The following is a 15,549-nucleotide window of genomic DNA, read 5'->3' on the forward strand; positions in this document are numbered from 1 at the left end:
ATGGGTTTTTTTTACTTGCCGAAAGGGTCGAGATGACACGCATCGTTTTGTTCGAGAACATCCACGCCAGTGCCAAGGAAGTCTTCGTTGCGGCTGGGTTCGACGAAGTCGTGACGTATCCGGGCGCGCTCACAGGCGACGCCCTGCACGAAGCCATGCAGGGGGCGCACGTGGTGGGCATCCGCTCTCGCACGCATCTCGATCAGAATGTGCTCTCCGGTCTGCCTGACCTCCGTGCGGTCGGCTGTTTCTGCATCGGCACCAATCAGGTCGACCTGGAAACGGCCGCGTTGCGCGGCGTTCCCGTCTTCAACGCGCCTTTCTCGAACACGCGGTCGGTGGCCGAACTGGTGCTGGGCGAGACGATCCTGCTGTTGCGCCGCATTCCGGAAAAGAATGCGCGCGTGCACCAGGGTTTCTGGGACAAGACCGCGGAGGGCGCTTACGAGGCGCGCGGCAAGACACTGGGCATCGTCGGATACGGGAATATCGGTTCCCAGGTCGGCATTCTGGCAGAGTCACTGGGCATGCGCGTGCTCTATCACGACATCGAGGCCAAGCTGCCCATCGGCAATGCGCACGCCACCAGCTCGCTGAAGAAATTCCTGGCGCAGGTGGACGTGGTGACCCTGCATGTGCCGGGCGGCAAGGAAACCGCCAATCTCATGGATGCGGAAGCCATCGCGGCCATGAAGCCGGGCAGCATTCTCATCAACGCCTCGCGCGGCACTGTGGTCGACATTCCGGCCCTGCACCGTGCCCTGAAGTCCGGCCATCTGTCCGGGGCCGCCATCGATGTGTTCCCCACGGAGCCCAAGAGCCGCGAAGAAGGCCTGGACAGCCCGTTGCGCGGGCTGCAGAACGTGATTCTGACCCCCCACATCGGCGGCAGCACCCAGGAATCCCAGGAGAACATCGGTCGCGAGGTCGCGGAAAAGCTGAAGCGTTTCGTGGGCAGCGGCACCACGAAGGGCGCCGTGAACTTCCCCGAGATCCCTTATCACGAGATGGCGGGCGCGGCGCGGATCATCCACATTCACCAGAACGTGCCAGGCGCCATGGGTGCGCTGAGCAATCTGATGGGCGAGTACGGATTGAACATCGTCAGCCAGCAGCTCCAGACCCGCGGGAAGATCGGCTACGCCGTCACCGATGTCGAGGGCGACATCACCGATCAGGTGATCGAGGGCCTGCGCAACCACCCGATCACGATCCGCTGCGATCGCGTCTGATCCGGCCTCGCGCCCGGACTTTCCGCTAGGCCCTGCGGCGTGCATGCACGACCGCAGGCGCCTCGTCGTTGGGCGGGTACAGCGGCAGCACGTCCGCCAGTGTGTGGGCGTTCAGGTGGTCCATGAAGGCTCGCAGGGCTCCGGCCACGATTGCGGTCAGCCCGCACCGTCCGCTCAGGATGCAGCGATTGTCCGTCCCCATGCATTCCACCAGCGCCAGGTCATTTTCCATGTCACGGATCAAGTCTCCCAGGCGGATGTCTTCAGGCTCGTGAGCCAGCGCCATGCCGCCGTTCTTGCCGCGCACCGTCCGAATCCAGCCGCGCTGGGCCAGCCGGTTCGTGATCTTCATCAAGTGCGGCTCCGAGATCCCATAGGCGCGGGCGATCTCGGCGATGGTGCAAAGGCGGTCGCGGTGCCCGCTGAGGTAGATCAGCAGGCGCACCGCGTAATCGCTCATGTTCGTCAGGCGCATGACGAAATCCGTTCAGTGGATTTGGGGAGCCGGAACGATGGGCTTCATGGTCCCTGACGCCGGTCCCGGCTTGCCGGGCCGCGGGCGGATGAGCATGGGGACGAAGCGCCATAGGTACAGACCCATGCAGAGGATCCAGGCCGCCGCCGCCAGGTGCAGCAGGTGGACGCTGGCCACTGACGGCCAGAGCGCGGCCAGCCGCAGCAGGACGGCCAGGATCATCAGCCAATAGCTGGCGAGCATGCTGCGGTCCAGGGCCAGCGGGCGCCCCAGGTGTCCCAGCGCAGTCCGCGTCACCATGCCGATGATGAGCACGCAAAAGCCCGCCAGTCCGATCAGGTGGACGTGGGTGGCCGCGCGGGCGAAGACGCCGTGCATCAGCGTGGGATTGAACAGGCCGCTGATCTGCACCGCCGCGGCCAGCAGGCCGAGTGCGATGAAGGTGTACCCCAGGTACAGGATCCAGAGCATGGGCTTGTGGCGCACGGCAGCGGGATTCCAGCTCACGAGCTGGACCAGGCTGATCAGGCCGGTGAGCGCCAATGCCGCCGCCATGGCGACGGGCCGGTGCAGCAGACCGGCCACCAGGGCGGCTACGCTGAACACCATCTGCGCCTGGCCCGAGCGGGTCAGCATGGGGATCTTCAGGCCGGGCACCATGCGCATCGAGAAGAACGGAATCACGCGCCGCGCGATCAGGAGCGCGATCGTCGCCATGCCGATGAGTCCCAGATCAAAGCGCTGCATGAGCACGACGTAGTCGCCCCGCAGCGCAGCGAGCAGATACAGCAGATCCGCCACCCCTAGCGCCAGCACCAGCAGCGGGAGTCCATAGTTGCGCCGGCTGTGGCCTTTCAGGATCACGCGGGCCAGGCATGCTGCCGCCGTCAGGAAAAACAGCAATTCGGCCACTGTGGCGATCCAGAACCCTGCGAGGCCGCCAAACAGGAAACCCATGCGCGCGATCAGCCAGAGCAAGGTGAGCCCGCCCAGCGGCGCACCGTGCAGCGGATTGAAGCCCGTCCAGGTCGCGCTGGCCGTCAGCAGGAAGCCGACGGCGATGGTGATGATGAAGCCCCACAGCATCTCGTGCGCGTGCCACGCCAGCAGCGACAGCGGGGCCCCGAGGAGTTGAGGCGCGTAAATCCACAGGGCGATCGAAATCAGCGCCCACGCCGTGCCGGCCAGGTACAGCGGGCGAAACCCCAGCCCCAGGAAGGCGGAAAGGGAGGGTTGCGCCGGGGCGGGAGCGGATTGCTCCTCAATGTTATTGAGCAGGCGAGACATGAGGCAGTTCCATCGGAGGTTGATCGGGGTGGTGGCTGATTTGGTAGCCGTACCACAGACTGCGCGCCACCCGCCGTGCGAATTCCCCGGCCTGTTCGACGAACGGCGGATTGTCGAACTCGGCCAGCGTCTGGCCGAACAAATCCAGCCAGCGCAGGAACATGGGACCTTCCAGGCCCGGGAGCGCCACGTGGCGCGGCATCGGTGTGCCGCTGTAAGTGCCCGTGCGGCGCAGCAGCGAGGACCAGAAGCGCACCATGCGTTCCAGATGTTCGTCCCAGTCGGCGACGTGGGCCTCGAAGATCGGGCCCAGGACGCTGTCCCGGCGCACGCGTCCGTAGAAGTGGTGGACCAGAGTCGTGATTTCTGCTTCGGTACAGATGTCGGCGTCGGGCATGCGGACCTTCTCGTCGGTAAGGAGTGATTTTTTAAAGGTTCATATTATAGGTATCTTCTAACGACTTCGAAAGCCCCCGCGGCGCCGTGGCGTCGCGGACGGGGCTTCAGTTATGATCAGGCTCTTCGAGTCGTTTCGAGAATGTCCGCCGTGCCCGCCACCTTGTCTTGCATCATCCCCTGCCTGAATGAGCAGGCCAATCTGGGTGTGCTGCTACCCCAGTTGTTGGCGACGCTGGCCGGCGAGGACTGTGCCGCCGAGGTCATCGTGGTCGACGACGGCAGCACGGATGGCACGCCGGAACTCATGCGTCATTGGGTGAGCCTTCACCCCGAAATCGTCTATCTGCGCCTGTCGCGCAATTTCGGCAAGGAAGCCGCGCTGACGGCCGGCCTGGAAGCGGCGCGCGGGGATGCGGTGGTATGCCTGGATGCGGACATGCAGCACCCCCCGGAGATGATCCGCACCATGCTGGCTCGCTGGCGGGCCGGTGTGCAGATGGTTTATGCCGTGCGCGCCACACGCCACGACGAGAGCTGGTTCAAACGGCTGGGTTCGCAGATGTTCTACGCCCTGATGCGCACGTCCTCGGGGCTGCGAGTGCCTCCAAACGCGGGGGACTTCCGCCTCATGGACCGCGTGGTGGTGGACGCCCTGCTGCGCTTGCCCGAAAGGGACCGCTTCATGAAGGGGTTGTTCGCCTGGGTGGGCTTCGAAGCCGAGGCGCTGCCCTACATTCCCCCGCAGCGACTGCACGGCGTGACGAAATTCCGACCCCTGCGGTTGCTGCGCTTTGCGGTGGACGGACTGACGGCGTTCACGACCTGGCCGCTGCGTCTGCTGAGTCTCGTGGGTGCCTGCGTGTCGTTCCTCGCCTTTGTATATGGGCTCTTCATCATCATCAGCCATTGGTTGTATGGTGACCCGGTCCGGGGCTGGGCGACGCTCATCACCGTCGTCCTGTTCTTCTCGGGGGTGAACCTGATGTCGCTCGGGGTGGTGGGCGAATACGTCGCCCGCATCTTCACCGAGGTCAAGGCGCGGCCGGTTTATCTGCTGCGGGAGCGCACCGGCCAGGGGCTGGAAGGTCCCGACGGGACCCCGTCATGAGGCTGCGTTCGGTGGGTCGCCGGGGAATGGCCGGCGTCCAGAGGCTGGGGGAGCATCTGGCGACCCGGCGTTCGTGGATCTGGATCTTCGCGCTGACGTTCGCCTGGCTGGCGACCACCACCTGGATGTATCCGCTGCTGCTGCCCGACGAGGGCCGTTATGTCGGGGTGGCGTGGCACATGCTCGCGTCCGGAGACTATCTCACGCCGCGCCTGGATGGTTTGCCGTTCTTCCACAAACCGCCCTTGTTCTATTGGCTCACTGCGGCTTCCCTGCATCTCTTTGGCGAAAATGCCTGGGCGGGGCGCCTCTGTTCGGTGCTGGCCGCGACGATTCTGGTGACCTTTTTCTACGTTTTTCTCCGGCGCTACGCGCGCCGGCGGGCCGCCAGCCTGGCCGTCCTGATCCTGGCCGTCCAACCGTTCCTGTTCGGCGCGGCCCACTACGCCAATCTTGACATGCTGGTGGCCGCGCTCATGTGCCTGACCATCATGGCCGGGGCCGATGCCGTCTTCCGGCGGGATCAGATCCTGGAAGACCGTGTGCCGCTGGTCGCCATGTACGCGGCCGCCGCCGCCGGGTTCCTGGCCAAGGGGCTCATCGGCGTGGTCTTGCCGGGCGGAGTGCTGTTCTTCTGGCTGCTGGCCCGGCGCCGCTTCGATGCCATGGCGCGCCTGCTGTGGTGGCCCGGGATCCTCCTGTTCCTGATTCTGACACTGCCCTGGATGGTGGTGATGCAGGTGCGCCACCCCGATTTCTTTCATTACTACATCGTGGTCCAGCACTTCCAGCGGTTTCTGGAACCTGGATTCAACAACCCGCATCCGTTCTGGTTCTATGTGCCGGTGGTGCTGGGCCTGACCCTGCCCTGGTCGATCCAGGTCTGGCGATGGTTTCAACCGCACGGGCCGTTGGATGCGTCGTTCGTCCCGCCGGTGCGCCGGCTGGAGCAGGTCGATCGCCGGGTGTTGCGCGGCCTGATGCTGTCCTGGCTGCTGGTGGTGCTGGTGTTCTTTTCGATTCCCACCTCCAAGCTCGTGGGCTACGTGATCGCGGCGCTTCCGCCGTTTGCCTGGTTCATCCAGGAGGTCTTCGAGCAGCGACTGGCGCAGGGCTCGCCGGCCACCGGCCGTTCCATCGCGCGCCATGTGGTCATTGCCGCCCTTGTCTGCTGGTTCGCCGTGGCTGCGTTGCTGGTGTTCCCCCAGCGCAGCACGCGGCCGCTGGCCCAGGTGCTGGCGAAGCAGGCCGGGCCGGGCGACCAGCTCGTGATGCTGGATCAGTACGCCTATGACCTGCCGATGTACGCCGATTGGCGTGCGCCGATTGCCGTGGTCTCGAACTGGGATGATCCCAACCTGAAACAGGCCGACGACTGGCGGCTGGAACTTTACGATGCCGCGCAGTTTGAACCGGACGCGGGCCATCGCTTGCTCTGGCTGCCGGCGCGCCTGCAAAGCTTCCTGTGCGCGCCTGATCACCCCACGACGTGGCTGGTGGGGTACCTGGATGAGGCTCACCGTTTCCCGGTGCTTGCCGGGCTGGCTCCCCAGGCGCTCGCCCCCAAGATGGGGTTGTGGCGCGTGGCGGCGGGCGAGGCTGTCAGCGGCTGTGGCGAAACGCCCAATAGCGCCCCAAAATGAAGGTCAGGCCGGCGATCGCAATGAGTACCAGCGCCAGCAGAATGTCGTAGCGGATGGTGGTCCATTTCAGCAGCGCTGCATAGGCGGTTTCGTTGACCGCGAAGCCCAACGCCGAGACCATGAAAAAGCGCACGGCCGCTCGTACCAGCGGGGCGTGCTGGTGCCGGAAGGTCAGCCGGTAGTGCCCTGAGAAGGATACGCAGAAGGCCACCAGCCAGCCCACGACGTTGGCGACCAGCGGGCGCAGACCCGCTCCCGCCACGCAGGCCACAGCCACGGCCCAGTGAGTTGCGGCCGCCGCGCAGCCTACAATGATGAACCAGCCGATCTGGGCAGCGAGCTTCTTCAACATGGATCCTGATTCTCATCCCGCAGCACATGAACACCGGCGCATTGTATTGTGTGCCGACGACTTTGGCATGAATGCCGCGGTGGATGCCGGGATTCTGGCGCTGGCCGCACAGCGCCGGCTGTCCGCCACGAGCGTGCTGGTGGATGGACCCATGGCCGCGCGCGACATGCCTGGCCTGCTCCGGACGCATCTGCAGCTCGGCCTGCATCTGAATCTGACCGAATCGTTCGGGCAGCCCGATCTGTGTCAGCCGTTGCGCCGCTTGATCCCGGCCGCTTATGCGCGGCAGTTGCGCCGGCGTCCCCTGGTGGCCGCCATTCGGCGCCAGATGGCGCGGTTCCAGACGCTGGTGGGCCGATTGCCCGATTACATCGATGGTCATCAGCATGTCCACCAATTGCCAGGCGTGCGGGAGGCCCTGCTGGAAGTGATCGGCGCGTCGCCGGGGTACCAGCCGTGGGTCCGCCATACGGGGAGACCCAGGATGTCCGGTCTGCCGCTGCGTTTGCGGCTGAAGGCGCGGGTGATCGCCACACTGGGCGCATCCGCTTTGCGGCGGCAACTGCGGGCGCAGGGATATTCCTGCAATCCGGGGTTCCTGGGCGTGTATGATTTCCAGGGTGGCGTTTCGGCCTATCAGCGCTGGGTGGCCCTCTGGTTGTCGCAGTGCCAGGCGGGGGACGTGTTCATGTGTCACCCGGCATCGGGTCCTGATCCCGGTGATCCCCTGTCGGAGCAGCGTCAGGCCGAACTGTCCGTCCTGTCCGGCGCGCCCTTTGGCCGGTGGCTGGAAGACTATCATTTGATTGTGGCCGGTGCCGGCGAATTGCGCGGCGCGGCGTCTCGGGAGACTTTCACATGAGCTTGCCCTATCGTACCCTGACCCCGGATTTCTCGGTCTCTCCCCAGCTCCAGCCCGCCGACATGCAGGCGCTGGCTGACGCGGGGTTCAAGTCGGTCATCATCAATCGCCCGGATGGCGAGGGTGGGGCCGAGCAGCCGTTGTCGGCCGATGTGCTGCGCGCCGCCCGTGACGCAGGCCTCGAAGCCCGCTATCAGCCGGTCGTGAGCGGCTCCATCACCGAAGCGGATGTCGCGGAGTTTGCCCGCATCCTGCGGACCTTGCCGGCGCCTGTGCTGGCTTTCTGCCGTTCCGGCGGGCGGTGCACCAAGCTGTTCGAATCGGCCCACGAGCTGGGGAATCTGTAGGCGTCCCTGGCCTGTCGAGGGGCGGTTCTGTGGCCGGCCCCCAGGATTGACGAGTGTCAAGCGGTGACCGGACTCAGGGCTGATACGAGTGTTCTTTCCCGCCCGGCGCGGTTATGCTGAACAGTGTGGATAGTTTTTGGAGGTCTGCAAATGTTCAAGAAAATCCTGATCCCTACAGACGGCTCCAAGCTTTCGGCGCAGGCCGCCAACAAGGGCGTATGCTTTGCCCGCACGATAGGCGCCGAGATTCTGGCGTTGCATGTGACACAGCCATTCGCTGCGACAGTGGGCTTCGACGGGATGGCCGCGGCCTATGCCATCACCGACGAGGACTATGATCGGTCGGCGGCCGAGCAGGCCAAAAAGTACCTGCAGGCGGTGCTGGATCGTGCTGCCACAGCCGGTGTGAAGGCCCAATCCAAGGTCGTCTCCAACTTCAACGTGGCCGATGGCATCGTCCACGCGGCGAAGGAAGAGAACTGCGACCTGATCTTCATCGGCAGCCATGGCCGCAGCGGCCTGTCGCGGCTGCTGCTGGGCAGCGTCACAGTGAAGGTGCTGGGGCTGGCAAAGGTCGCCACGCTGGTGTATCGCGTCAAGGAAAACGATTGATGGGTTGACCTGACCCGGTGCTGTGGCCCGGATCGGTCATGATTCGGGCTGTTGCATGAGTCGAGTGATCTTTCATGAAGAGAACGGGGTGGACCGCCCCGTTCCGCGGCTTGCCATGGGCGAGGCCGTCCAGGATGGCTACGGGCGTCCGTTGCGGGATTTGCGCATTTCCGTGACCGATCGCTGCAATTTCCGCTGCCGCTACTGCATGCCGCGCGAGGTCTATGGGGCCGATCATGTATTCCTGCCGCGCAGCGCGCTGTTGACCTTCGAGGAAATCACCCGCGTGGTGCGCATTGCGTTGACGCTGGGGGTGCGCAAGATCCGGCTGACCGGGGGCGAACCGCTGATGCGCAAGCATCTGGAAGTCCTGGTCGGGATGCTGGCGCCGTTACGGGCACACGATGGCACCGCGCCGGAACTGACGCTCACCACCAACGGCGCGCTATTGGCGCGCCATGCAACGGCGCTCGCCCAGGCGGGATTGAACCGCGTGACCGTCAGCCTGGACGCCATGGACGATGCGATCTTCCAGCGCATGAGCGACAGTGGCGTTCCGGTGGCCGACATTCTGGCCGCCATGGACTCGGCGGTGCAGGCTGGACTGCCGCCCCCCAAGGTCAATATGGTTGTGCGGCGCGGCATGAACGACGATCAAATCCTGCCCATGGCGCGGCATTTCCGCCACACCGGCCAGGTGCTGCGTTTCATCGAATACATGGACGTGGGTCACAGCAATGGCTGGCGCATGGACGAGGTGGTGACGGGAGCCGAAATCATACGGCGCATCAGCGAGGAGTTCCCGCTGGTGCCCGCGCAGGCGAATTATCGCGGCGAGGTCGCCCGCCGCTGGGCCTATGCCGACGGCGCTGGCGAGATCGGCTTGATCACCAGCGTTTCGCAGCCTTTTTGCGGCGACTGCACCCGCCTGCGATTGTCGCCGGAAGGCAAGCTTTTCACGTGCCTGTTCGCTGATCATGGACACGATTTGCGCGAACTGATGCGCACAGGGGCGGACGATGGCGTGCTCGCCGCGCATCTGTCGGGAGTGTGGTTGACCCGGAAAGACCGTTATTCCGAGCAGCGCGGCCATGCGCACCGCGACAACAAGATCGAGATGAGCTACATCGGCGGCTAGTCCGGGCCCGGCGGCGCGTGCTGCGTCATCGAGTGCCGTTCTGCGGCGGGTGTCGCCTGTGCGGCACCCGCTGGACCGGCGGCAGGCCAGTGCGGCGATTCCCGCTTCGGATCAGCGCAGCCAGTCGGCCAGCGCGTACCAGGCGACCTCCGCCCCCGGCGGGGTTTGCGTCCCGGCCGGGATCCGGGCCAGTCCGGTGGCTCCATTCAGGCTGCTGATGGCCCCGGAGCTTTGCTGATGGCAGGGCGTGAGCCGTGTGGTCGGGCCCGTCAGATCGGCCTGTATCCTCAGGAATTCCTCGCGGTCCCCGCCTCGTGCGCGATCGTCGGTCAGAACCCCACGCCGCACGGGTGGGAATACGGTGTGCCGCCCCTGCTGTCCCCGGATCAGCGGGCTTACCAGCAGTGCGAACACCACGAACGACGACACCGGGTTGCCCGGCAGGCAGACCAGCGGCCGGCCGTGCAGCTCGGCCAGGGCCACGGGCTTGCCCGGTTTCATGCGTACGCGCCACAGGTCCAGTGTGCCGCCCAGCGCTTCGATCGCGGGCTTGACCAGATCCTTTTCGCCGACGGAGGCGCCCCCGACGCTGAGCACCAGATCGCAGGTGCCGGCCAGTTCGGCCAGGGCCTGTTCGATCGCTGCGGCATCGTCGTGGACGTGGCGGACCGTGGGGGGCGCTGTACCGAGTTCCCGACAGAGGCTGGCCAACATGGGCCCATTGGAGTCGTAGACGGCCGCCGGGCGCAGCGGTTCGCCGGGCCGCATCAATTCGTCGCCGGTGGTCAGAATGCCCACCGAGAGGCCCGGAAAGACCGGGGCCCGGGCGAACCCCTGGGCTGCCAGCACGGCGATTTGCGGGGCTTCCAGCAGGGTGCCCCGCCGAAGCACGGTCTGGCCGCATGCCATGTCTTCGCCCTTGGCGCGGACGTAGGCTCCGGGCCGCGGAACACGCCCCAGGGTGACCCGGTTGTCGGCCTCGACGCAGTCTTCCTGCATGAGCACCGCGTCCGCGCCCTCGGGCATGATGCTGCCTGTGAACAGCCGGATCGCATGGCCGGCGCGCAGCGGTTCGGGTGCCTGCCCCGCAAAGCAGCGCTGTTGGATGGGCAGCACCGTGCCGGCGCGGGTCACGTCGGCGCTGCGCACCGCATAGCCGTCCATGGCGCTGTTGTCGGCCGGCGGCAGATCCAGTCCGGCCACGATGTCTGTGGCGAGTATGCGGTGTTGGAGCGCGTCCAAGGGGACGGAATCTTCCGCCGAAGGCGGGATCGCGCGCTCGGCCAGCCGCGCCTGCGCAGTATCGAAATCAAGCATGGGATGCAGTCAACCAGTGTGAGAGGAGTGGGGCGCTGCGGGTTCGTCCCAGGCGGCGGCCTTCCGGGCGTCCGCGAGTTGCTGCTGGACCCAGAATGTGCGCCCGTCCGCCAGGGTTTCGCGTTTCCAGAACGGAGCGCGCGTCTTCAGCGCGTCGATCAGGAATTCGCAGGCGCGGAAGGCCTGGCTGCGGTGCATGCTCGCCACGCCGACGAACACGATGGGATCGCCCAGCGGCAGCTCGCCCACGCGGTGGACGACCAGTGTGTCCAGGATGTCCCAGCGCTGCGCGGCCTGCGCGCACAGGGACTGGATTTCGCGTTCGCACATGCCCGGGTAGTGTTCCAGGAAGAGGCTGCGCGAGCCCGAATCCGGACTGAAGTCGCGCACCGTGCCGATGAAGTGCACATAGGCGCCGGCCCGGCCCACGCATGCAGCCTGCAGCCGCTCCGTCAGGGCGGCGACATCGAAGCGCTCCGTCTGGACGATGACCATGGCGTCAGCCTCCGGTCACCGGTTCGAACAGGGCGACCTCGTCGCCCGGGTGGATCAGGGCGGCGCGGCCGGCGTATTCCTGGTTGATGGCGATCTTGAGCCGGTCGATGGGCTCCAGGCCCGGGTATCGCCGCACAAGCGCGGTCAACCAGGCGCCGGCCTCGATGGGGGCCGTCAGCGCCTGGGTTTCTGCGCGCGTGCCGGTCTGCTCGGCGATGCGTGCGAAGTACAGGACTTCAATGGTCGCGCTGCCATTCACCGCTTTTACCCCCGGATTTGTAGATGAGTCGGACTCGATCGATCACGATGCCCTTGTCGGCGGCCTTGCACATGTCGTAGACGGTGAGCGCGGCAACCGTGCACGCCGTCATGGCTTCCATTTCCACCCCGGTCTGGTGATGCGTGTGACAGGTGCTGCGAATGGCGAGCACGTGGCGCGACTCGTCCGCCGCAAAGTCGACCCCCACGAAGGAAAGCGGCAGGCTGTGGCACAGCGGGATCAGCTCGGCGCAGCGTTTGGCCGCCAGGATCCCCGCGATGCGGGCTGTGTTCAGCACCTCGCCCTTGGCGTTGGCCTGCGCCGACAGCAGCTTCCAGGCGTGTGGGCTCAGGTGCACTTCGCTTTCCGCGATGGCTGTGCGTTCGGTGGCGGTCTTGTGCCCCACATCCACCATGCGCACCCGGCCTTGGGCGTCCAGATGGGTCAGGACCGGTGAAATGTCAGATTCGCTCATCGTTCTATGATATACAAAATCGGTGCCTTGACGCAGTGCGATCCACGCCCTTTGCGCCCTTTGCAGAGACCTTCCATGGCCAAGACGATCGGCGCATTCTTTTCCCTGTATCTGGCGACGCTGATTCTATTGCTGAGCTCGGGGCTCTTCAATACGTACCTCGGCTTGCGGCTGACCGAACTTTCGGTGTCCGAAGTCTGGGTGGGCGCCATGATTGCCTCATATTATCTGGGGCTGGTGCTGGGCGCGCGCTATGCGCACCGCCTGATCATCCAGGTTGGGCATATCCGCACCTACGCCGCCTGTGCCGCGGCGGTCACCGTGACCGTGCTGGTCATGATCCTGCTCGACGACCTCTGGGTCTGGCTCGGACTTCGGTTCGTTGCGGGCATGGCGATGGTGAGCCTGTTCGTCGCGATCGAAAGCTGGCTCAACGAGCAGACAGAGAATGCCTCGCGCGGGATGGTTTTCGCGCTCTATATGGTGGCGACGGGATTGGGCACCGTGCTGGGACAGCTGGTCCTGGGACTCTTTCCCGCGCTCGATGATGGGCCGCTGGTGTTCGTGGCCATCTGCAGCGTGCTCAGCCTCATGCCTATTGCGCTCACGCGTCGTGTGCATCCGGCCTTGCAGATCCCGGCACCGCTGGCGTGGCGCTATTACGTCTCGCGCGTGCCGCTTTCGCTGACGGTGCTGTTCGTGGCCGGCATGCTCAATGGCGCCTTCTACGGTCTGGCGCCGGTGTATGGCTTGCACCAGGGCATGGACAATCGGCAGGTGGGTATCTTTATCGCTGTCTCCATCGCGGCGGGCCTGGTGTGCCAATGGCCGATAGGATGGCTCGCCGACCGCGTCAGCCGCGTGCGCCTGATCCGGCTTGGAGCGCTGCTGCTGTGTCTGCTCGGGGTGCCGCTGTGGGGGTGGCTGCATTTCCCATACCCCATACTGATCCTGTTTGCGGCCGTGCAGGGCATTGTCCAGTTCACGCTCTATCCCATGGGAGCCGCTTTTGCCAACGACAATGTCGCACCCGAACGGCGGGTCGGCCTGAGTGCGCTGCTCTACATGGTGTATGGCGTGGGAGCCTGTATCGGGCCCCTGCTGGCCGGGGCGCTGATGCGGGGCTGGGGCGGCAGCCTGTATTTCGTGTTCATTTCCGTCTGCTCCGCCGTGCTGGTGGCGTTCGTGCGCGAGCAGCGCGTCACGGGGGCGCACCTGAGCGACGATGCGCCGACCCAGTTCGTGCCCATGGCCGATACGTTGCAGAATTCACATGTGATGGCCGTGCTGGACCCCCGCGTGGACGTCGAGCGCGACGTCTCCCACGATCCCGTGGCCCCGGAGGAGCCACCCACCGAGGCGGCCTTAGAGGGGAAAGAGTGACAGGATGGCCATCAGCGCGAGCGCGATGCCGGCAGCCTGCAGCCAGCTGATCCGCTCGCGGAACGCGCCTGCGCCCACCAGCGTGCCAATCGAGATCACGCCAATGTTCATGGCGGCGAATACCAGGGTCGGATTGTCCGGGAAGGTCTGGTGGGCGCGGATGTAAAAGTAGATATTGCCGAAATTCATGGCGCCCAGCAGCAGGCCCGATCCCAGGCTGCGGGCGTCCCAGGCGGTGCGCCTGAAGAAGGCGAGCCAGCAGAATATCAGCACGGCCGCCAGGATGAAGACCAGCAACAGACTGCTGGTGAAGCCCGCTCCCAGCCGTGCCATCTGCTTGAACAGGATATCAATGGCACCGTACCCCACCCAGACGCCCAGCAGCGTGACCCACGCCAGGCGCCCCGGCGCCGCGGCCTCCGGCGTGGCGGCGGGTGCCTGGCGAGCGCCGGGTCTTGAACGGATCTCCGGGGCATGCTTCCGGGGCCCGGCGATGAGGCATCCCAGCGCAGCCAGCGCCAGGGCAATGCCCAGCGCCTTGCGGCCGGACAGTACCTCGTGAAACAGCAGGAAGGCCGCCAGAATCGGCAGAATCAGAGAGAGGCGCTGGGCTGTATCGCTCAGCACGATGCCGGCCTGGCGCACGGCTGCGGCCATGATGAGAAAAACGGCAGGCATCAGCACGCCCAGCAATCCGAGAATGACCCACACCGGGACCGTCATGGACCGGAGCGCAGCCAGCGGCGGATGGAACAGCCAGAGGCACAGGAAGGCAGCTACGAGGTAGTTCACGGCGATGGCTTGATCCACCTGGATGCGGAAGCGCCGCGCCAGTTTCAGGAAAATCGAGACTGAAACGCTGAATGCGATGCTGATGGCGAGCGTATGCAAGGACGGCTCCGGCTAGTCCGAATCAGCCACGGATGGTAGGCCTGTGCAGTCCGGTCGGGCAAGCCGGGCTTCCATCAAACGGTTGTGAGCAGAGTGCTCGTCGCGTGCAATGACACACATTGCGGATTCATCGTGGACCGGGACGTTTCCGAGCCCAGCGTACTGAAGGTCGCGATGGAATTGTAATAAATCGTTTGGGTGTCTCGATCTTCCGCCCGGTGGGGCCAGGGGAACCCGCCAGGAGACGCGGCTCACTGTTACAGACGAGGCTGTGTCTGGGGGGTACCAAGCTGCGCCAGCGGATTCTGGCTCAGGCCCAGGGTGGCGCCTCGGGTCAGAGCCTCGTAGACGGCAGCCAGGCTGTTGTGAACCGACAGCCGCTGATAGAGCGTATCGGCGTGGGTCTTCGCCGTTGAAATCGAGATATGCAATTCGCGGCTGACCGTCTTGATCGGGTAGCCGCGTGCCAGCAAGGCCAGCACTTCATATTGGCGCGAGGTCAGATTGAGCATCCGCGATTCGGAGTTGATCAGATCGCGGGGAAGGGCGCGGTCCTCTGGAGTGCCGGCCGACGGCTGCCGGAGGGGGCTCGTCAGGCGCGGACGGGGCTGAATGGACGGCTCCGCCGGGGCGAGCAACTGCGGGTGGATGGCAATCGGCGGATGAACGGGGGGCGCTGCCCCCCCCGTTCGAATAGGCGACGTGTCCGGGTGCGGGAGCGGCTGCGCCCGCTCGTACCAGCGGCGCCGCAAATGGGGGGTGGCCTCTGCGGAAGCGCCTGCCGGCCGCTGAGGATGGGAGTCCGGGTTTGGAAAACAGGTGCCGCCCGCCAATACCAGATTGATGGCGGCCGTCAGCATGGCGGTGGGCGCGCGTTTGGAGACATATCCTGCCAGTTTGGGTGACAGGCTCTGGAGCGTGAACGTGGGGTGGGAAGGCTCGCAGAGGAGCAGGATGCGGGTGGGGTTGTAGGCCTTTTGGGCGGCCTGGATGAGCTCGGCCGTCTGCTCGTAGGTTTCGGGCGCCGACAACAGCATCAGGTCGACGGGTGGGGATGCCGCCTCGCTGTGGCCGAAGAGCCGCGTGTAGTCGACTCCGTCGCAGGAAATTTCCGACGCGAGTTTCTGGAACAGCTGCAGGATACCCAGCCGGAGCAGCGCGTTGGGCTCCACGACAATGATGGCGGTCACGTTGTTCCCAATCACTCAAATAGTGATCAAACAGGAAAATATTCTAGACCGCAGTCTGTGTACAAAGTCCTAACTAAACGTTAA

General features: G+C 65.3%; 18 protein-coding genes. 8 read left to right on the plus strand and 10 right to left on the minus strand.

Annotated elements, in window-relative coordinates; genetic code table 11:
• The first annotated feature begins 32 nt into the window (after positions 1–32).
• Positions 33–1,232, plus strand: coding sequence for a phosphoglycerate dehydrogenase (gene serA / locus ACVCMJ_RS15125; protein ID WP_447082221.1), 1,200 nt, complete (start codon positions 33–35; stop codon positions 1,230–1,232).
• A gap of 25 nt (positions 1,233–1,257) precedes the next feature.
• Here serA and ACVCMJ_RS15130 read toward each other — a convergent pair whose 3' ends face one another.
• From ACVCMJ_RS15130 to ACVCMJ_RS15140, 3 genes are read right to left on the minus strand one after another with little or no spacing between them, the layout of a single operon-like run.
• On the minus strand, positions 1,258–1,707 hold the full coding sequence (locus tag ACVCMJ_RS15130; protein WP_447082222.1) for an RrF2 family transcriptional regulator: 450 nt from the start codon (positions 1,705–1,707) through the stop codon (positions 1,258–1,260).
• Between the two features lie 12 nt (positions 1,708–1,719).
• A complete protein-coding gene (locus ACVCMJ_RS15135) occupies positions 1,720–2,994 on the minus strand; it encodes an NnrS family protein (protein ID WP_447082223.1) in 1,275 nt (424 codons plus the stop codon).
• Complete coding sequence (locus ACVCMJ_RS15140) at positions 2,975–3,391, minus strand: group III truncated hemoglobin (RefSeq protein ID WP_447082224.1); 417 nt, start codon at positions 3,389–3,391, stop codon at positions 2,975–2,977. The genes ACVCMJ_RS15135 and ACVCMJ_RS15140 overlap by 20 nt, the downstream gene beginning before the upstream one ends.
• A gap of 141 nt (positions 3,392–3,532) precedes the next feature.
• Between ACVCMJ_RS15140 and ACVCMJ_RS15145 the strand changes: the two genes are divergently transcribed.
• Positions 3,533–4,501, plus strand: a complete 969-nt coding sequence (locus ACVCMJ_RS15145) for a glycosyltransferase family 2 protein (protein ID WP_447082225.1) — start codon at positions 3,533–3,535, stop codon at positions 4,499–4,501.
• A complete protein-coding gene (locus ACVCMJ_RS15150) occupies positions 4,498–6,144 on the plus strand; it encodes an ArnT family glycosyltransferase (protein ID WP_447082226.1) in 1,647 nt (548 codons plus the stop codon). Before ACVCMJ_RS15145 ends, ACVCMJ_RS15150 begins: the two co-directional genes overlap by 4 nt.
• Here ACVCMJ_RS15150 and ACVCMJ_RS15155 read toward each other — a convergent pair.
• On the minus strand, positions 6,104–6,496 hold the full coding sequence (locus tag ACVCMJ_RS15155) for a GtrA family protein (RefSeq protein ID WP_447082227.1): 393 nt from the start codon (positions 6,494–6,496) through the stop codon (positions 6,104–6,106). The two genes, ACVCMJ_RS15150 and ACVCMJ_RS15155, sit on opposite strands and share 41 nt — an antisense overlap.
• On the opposite strand from ACVCMJ_RS15155, the gene ACVCMJ_RS15160 reads away from it, so the two are divergent.
• The 4 genes from ACVCMJ_RS15160 to moaA all read left to right on the plus strand — a co-directional run bounded on the left by ACVCMJ_RS15160 (position 6,495) and on the right by moaA (position 9,455).
• A complete protein-coding gene (locus ACVCMJ_RS15160; protein WP_447082228.1) occupies positions 6,495–7,358 on the plus strand; it encodes a ChbG/HpnK family deacetylase in 864 nt (287 codons plus the stop codon). The two genes, ACVCMJ_RS15155 and ACVCMJ_RS15160, sit on opposite strands and share 2 nt — an antisense overlap.
• On the plus strand, positions 7,355–7,705 hold the full coding sequence (locus ACVCMJ_RS15165; protein ID WP_447082229.1) for a TIGR01244 family sulfur transferase: 351 nt from the start codon (positions 7,355–7,357) through the stop codon (positions 7,703–7,705). The genes ACVCMJ_RS15160 and ACVCMJ_RS15165 overlap by 4 nt, the downstream gene beginning before the upstream one ends.
• Positions 7,706–7,855: 150 nt before the next feature.
• On the plus strand, positions 7,856–8,317 hold the full coding sequence (locus ACVCMJ_RS15170) for a universal stress protein (RefSeq protein WP_447082230.1): 462 nt from the start codon (positions 7,856–7,858) through the stop codon (positions 8,315–8,317).
• A gap of 55 nt (positions 8,318–8,372) precedes the next feature.
• Entirely contained in the window at positions 8,373–9,455 is a 1,083-nt protein-coding gene (gene moaA / locus ACVCMJ_RS15175; protein WP_447082231.1) for a GTP 3',8-cyclase MoaA, read from the plus strand.
• Positions 9,456–9,566: 111 nt separating this feature from the next.
• On the opposite strand, the gene ACVCMJ_RS15180 is transcribed toward moaA, so the two are convergent.
• Genes ACVCMJ_RS15180 through moaC form a run of 4 tightly spaced genes read right to left on the minus strand, consistent with a single transcriptional unit; the run spans position 9,567 to position 12,001 of the window.
• Complete coding sequence (locus ACVCMJ_RS15180) at positions 9,567–10,772, minus strand: molybdopterin molybdotransferase MoeA (protein ID WP_447082232.1); 1,206 nt, start codon at positions 10,770–10,772, stop codon at positions 9,567–9,569.
• Positions 10,773–10,781: 9 nt separating this feature from the next.
• Positions 10,782–11,267: a molybdenum cofactor biosynthesis protein MoaE gene (locus ACVCMJ_RS15185; protein WP_447082233.1), complete on the minus strand. Its 486-nt coding sequence runs from the start codon at positions 11,265–11,267 to the stop codon at positions 10,782–10,784.
• Positions 11,268–11,271: 4 nt separating this feature from the next.
• A complete protein-coding gene (locus ACVCMJ_RS15190) occupies positions 11,272–11,526 on the minus strand; it encodes a MoaD/ThiS family protein (RefSeq protein WP_447082234.1) in 255 nt (84 codons plus the stop codon).
• On the minus strand, positions 11,504–12,001 hold the full coding sequence (moaC, locus tag ACVCMJ_RS15195) for a cyclic pyranopterin monophosphate synthase MoaC (RefSeq protein WP_447082235.1): 498 nt from the start codon (positions 11,999–12,001) through the stop codon (positions 11,504–11,506). The genes ACVCMJ_RS15190 and moaC overlap by 23 nt, the downstream gene beginning before the upstream one ends.
• 75 nt (positions 12,002–12,076) lie before the next feature.
• Between moaC and ACVCMJ_RS15200 the strand changes: the two genes are divergently transcribed.
• Positions 12,077–13,384 carry an MFS transporter gene (locus ACVCMJ_RS15200; protein ID WP_447082236.1) on the plus strand — a complete coding sequence of 436 codons (1,308 nt, stop codon included), beginning with the start codon at positions 12,077–12,079 and terminating at the stop codon, positions 13,382–13,384.
• Here the strand turns inward: ACVCMJ_RS15200 and ACVCMJ_RS15205 are convergent.
• Positions 13,367–14,275 (minus strand): EamA/RhaT family transporter, encoded by a 909-nt coding sequence (locus ACVCMJ_RS15205; RefSeq protein ID WP_447082237.1) that lies wholly within the window; start codon positions 14,273–14,275, stop codon positions 13,367–13,369. The genes ACVCMJ_RS15200 and ACVCMJ_RS15205 overlap by 18 nt on opposite strands.
• 257 nt (positions 14,276–14,532) lie before the next feature.
• Positions 14,533–15,465, minus strand: coding sequence for a LuxR C-terminal-related transcriptional regulator (locus ACVCMJ_RS15210; RefSeq protein ID WP_447082238.1), 933 nt, complete (start codon positions 15,463–15,465; stop codon positions 14,533–14,535).
• Positions 15,466–15,549 lie beyond the last annotated feature (84 nt).

It is taken from the genome of Castellaniella sp. UC4447_H14 (assembly GCF_052978285.1).

Excerpts from the sequence above, each read along its gene's own strand:
- serA (WP_447082221.1), top strand. The coding sequence starts at position 33 with ATGACACGCATCGTTTTGTTCGAGAACATCCACGCCAGTGCCAAGGAA.
- ACVCMJ_RS15130 (WP_447082222.1), bottom strand. The coding sequence starts at position 1,707 with ATGCGCCTGACGAACATGAGCGATTACGCGGTGCGCCTGCTGATCTAC.
- ACVCMJ_RS15135 (WP_447082223.1), bottom strand. The coding sequence starts at position 2,994 with ATGTCTCGCCTGCTCAATAACATTGAGGAGCAATCCGCTCCCGCCCCG.
- ACVCMJ_RS15140 (WP_447082224.1), bottom strand. The coding sequence starts at position 3,391 with ATGCCCGACGCCGACATCTGTACCGAAGCAGAAATCACGACTCTGGTC.
- ACVCMJ_RS15145 (WP_447082225.1), top strand. The coding sequence starts at position 3,533 with ATGTCCGCCGTGCCCGCCACCTTGTCTTGCATCATCCCCTGCCTGAAT.
- ACVCMJ_RS15150 (WP_447082226.1), top strand. The coding sequence starts at position 4,498 with ATGAGGCTGCGTTCGGTGGGTCGCCGGGGAATGGCCGGCGTCCAGAGG.
- ACVCMJ_RS15160 (WP_447082228.1), top strand. The coding sequence starts at position 6,495 with ATGGATCCTGATTCTCATCCCGCAGCACATGAACACCGGCGCATTGTA.
- ACVCMJ_RS15155 (WP_447082227.1), bottom strand. The coding sequence starts at position 6,496 with ATGTTGAAGAAGCTCGCTGCCCAGATCGGCTGGTTCATCATTGTAGGC.
- ACVCMJ_RS15165 (WP_447082229.1), top strand. The coding sequence starts at position 7,355 with ATGAGCTTGCCCTATCGTACCCTGACCCCGGATTTCTCGGTCTCTCCC.
- ACVCMJ_RS15170 (WP_447082230.1), top strand. The coding sequence starts at position 7,856 with ATGTTCAAGAAAATCCTGATCCCTACAGACGGCTCCAAGCTTTCGGCG.
- moaA (WP_447082231.1), top strand. The coding sequence starts at position 8,373 with ATGAGTCGAGTGATCTTTCATGAAGAGAACGGGGTGGACCGCCCCGTT.
- ACVCMJ_RS15180 (WP_447082232.1), bottom strand. The coding sequence starts at position 10,772 with ATGCTTGATTTCGATACTGCGCAGGCGCGGCTGGCCGAGCGCGCGATC.
- ACVCMJ_RS15185 (WP_447082233.1), bottom strand. The coding sequence starts at position 11,267 with ATGGTCATCGTCCAGACGGAGCGCTTCGATGTCGCCGCCCTGACGGAG.
- moaC (WP_447082235.1), bottom strand. The coding sequence starts at position 12,001 with ATGAGCGAATCTGACATTTCACCGGTCCTGACCCATCTGGACGCCCAA.
- ACVCMJ_RS15200 (WP_447082236.1), top strand. The coding sequence starts at position 12,077 with ATGGCCAAGACGATCGGCGCATTCTTTTCCCTGTATCTGGCGACGCTG.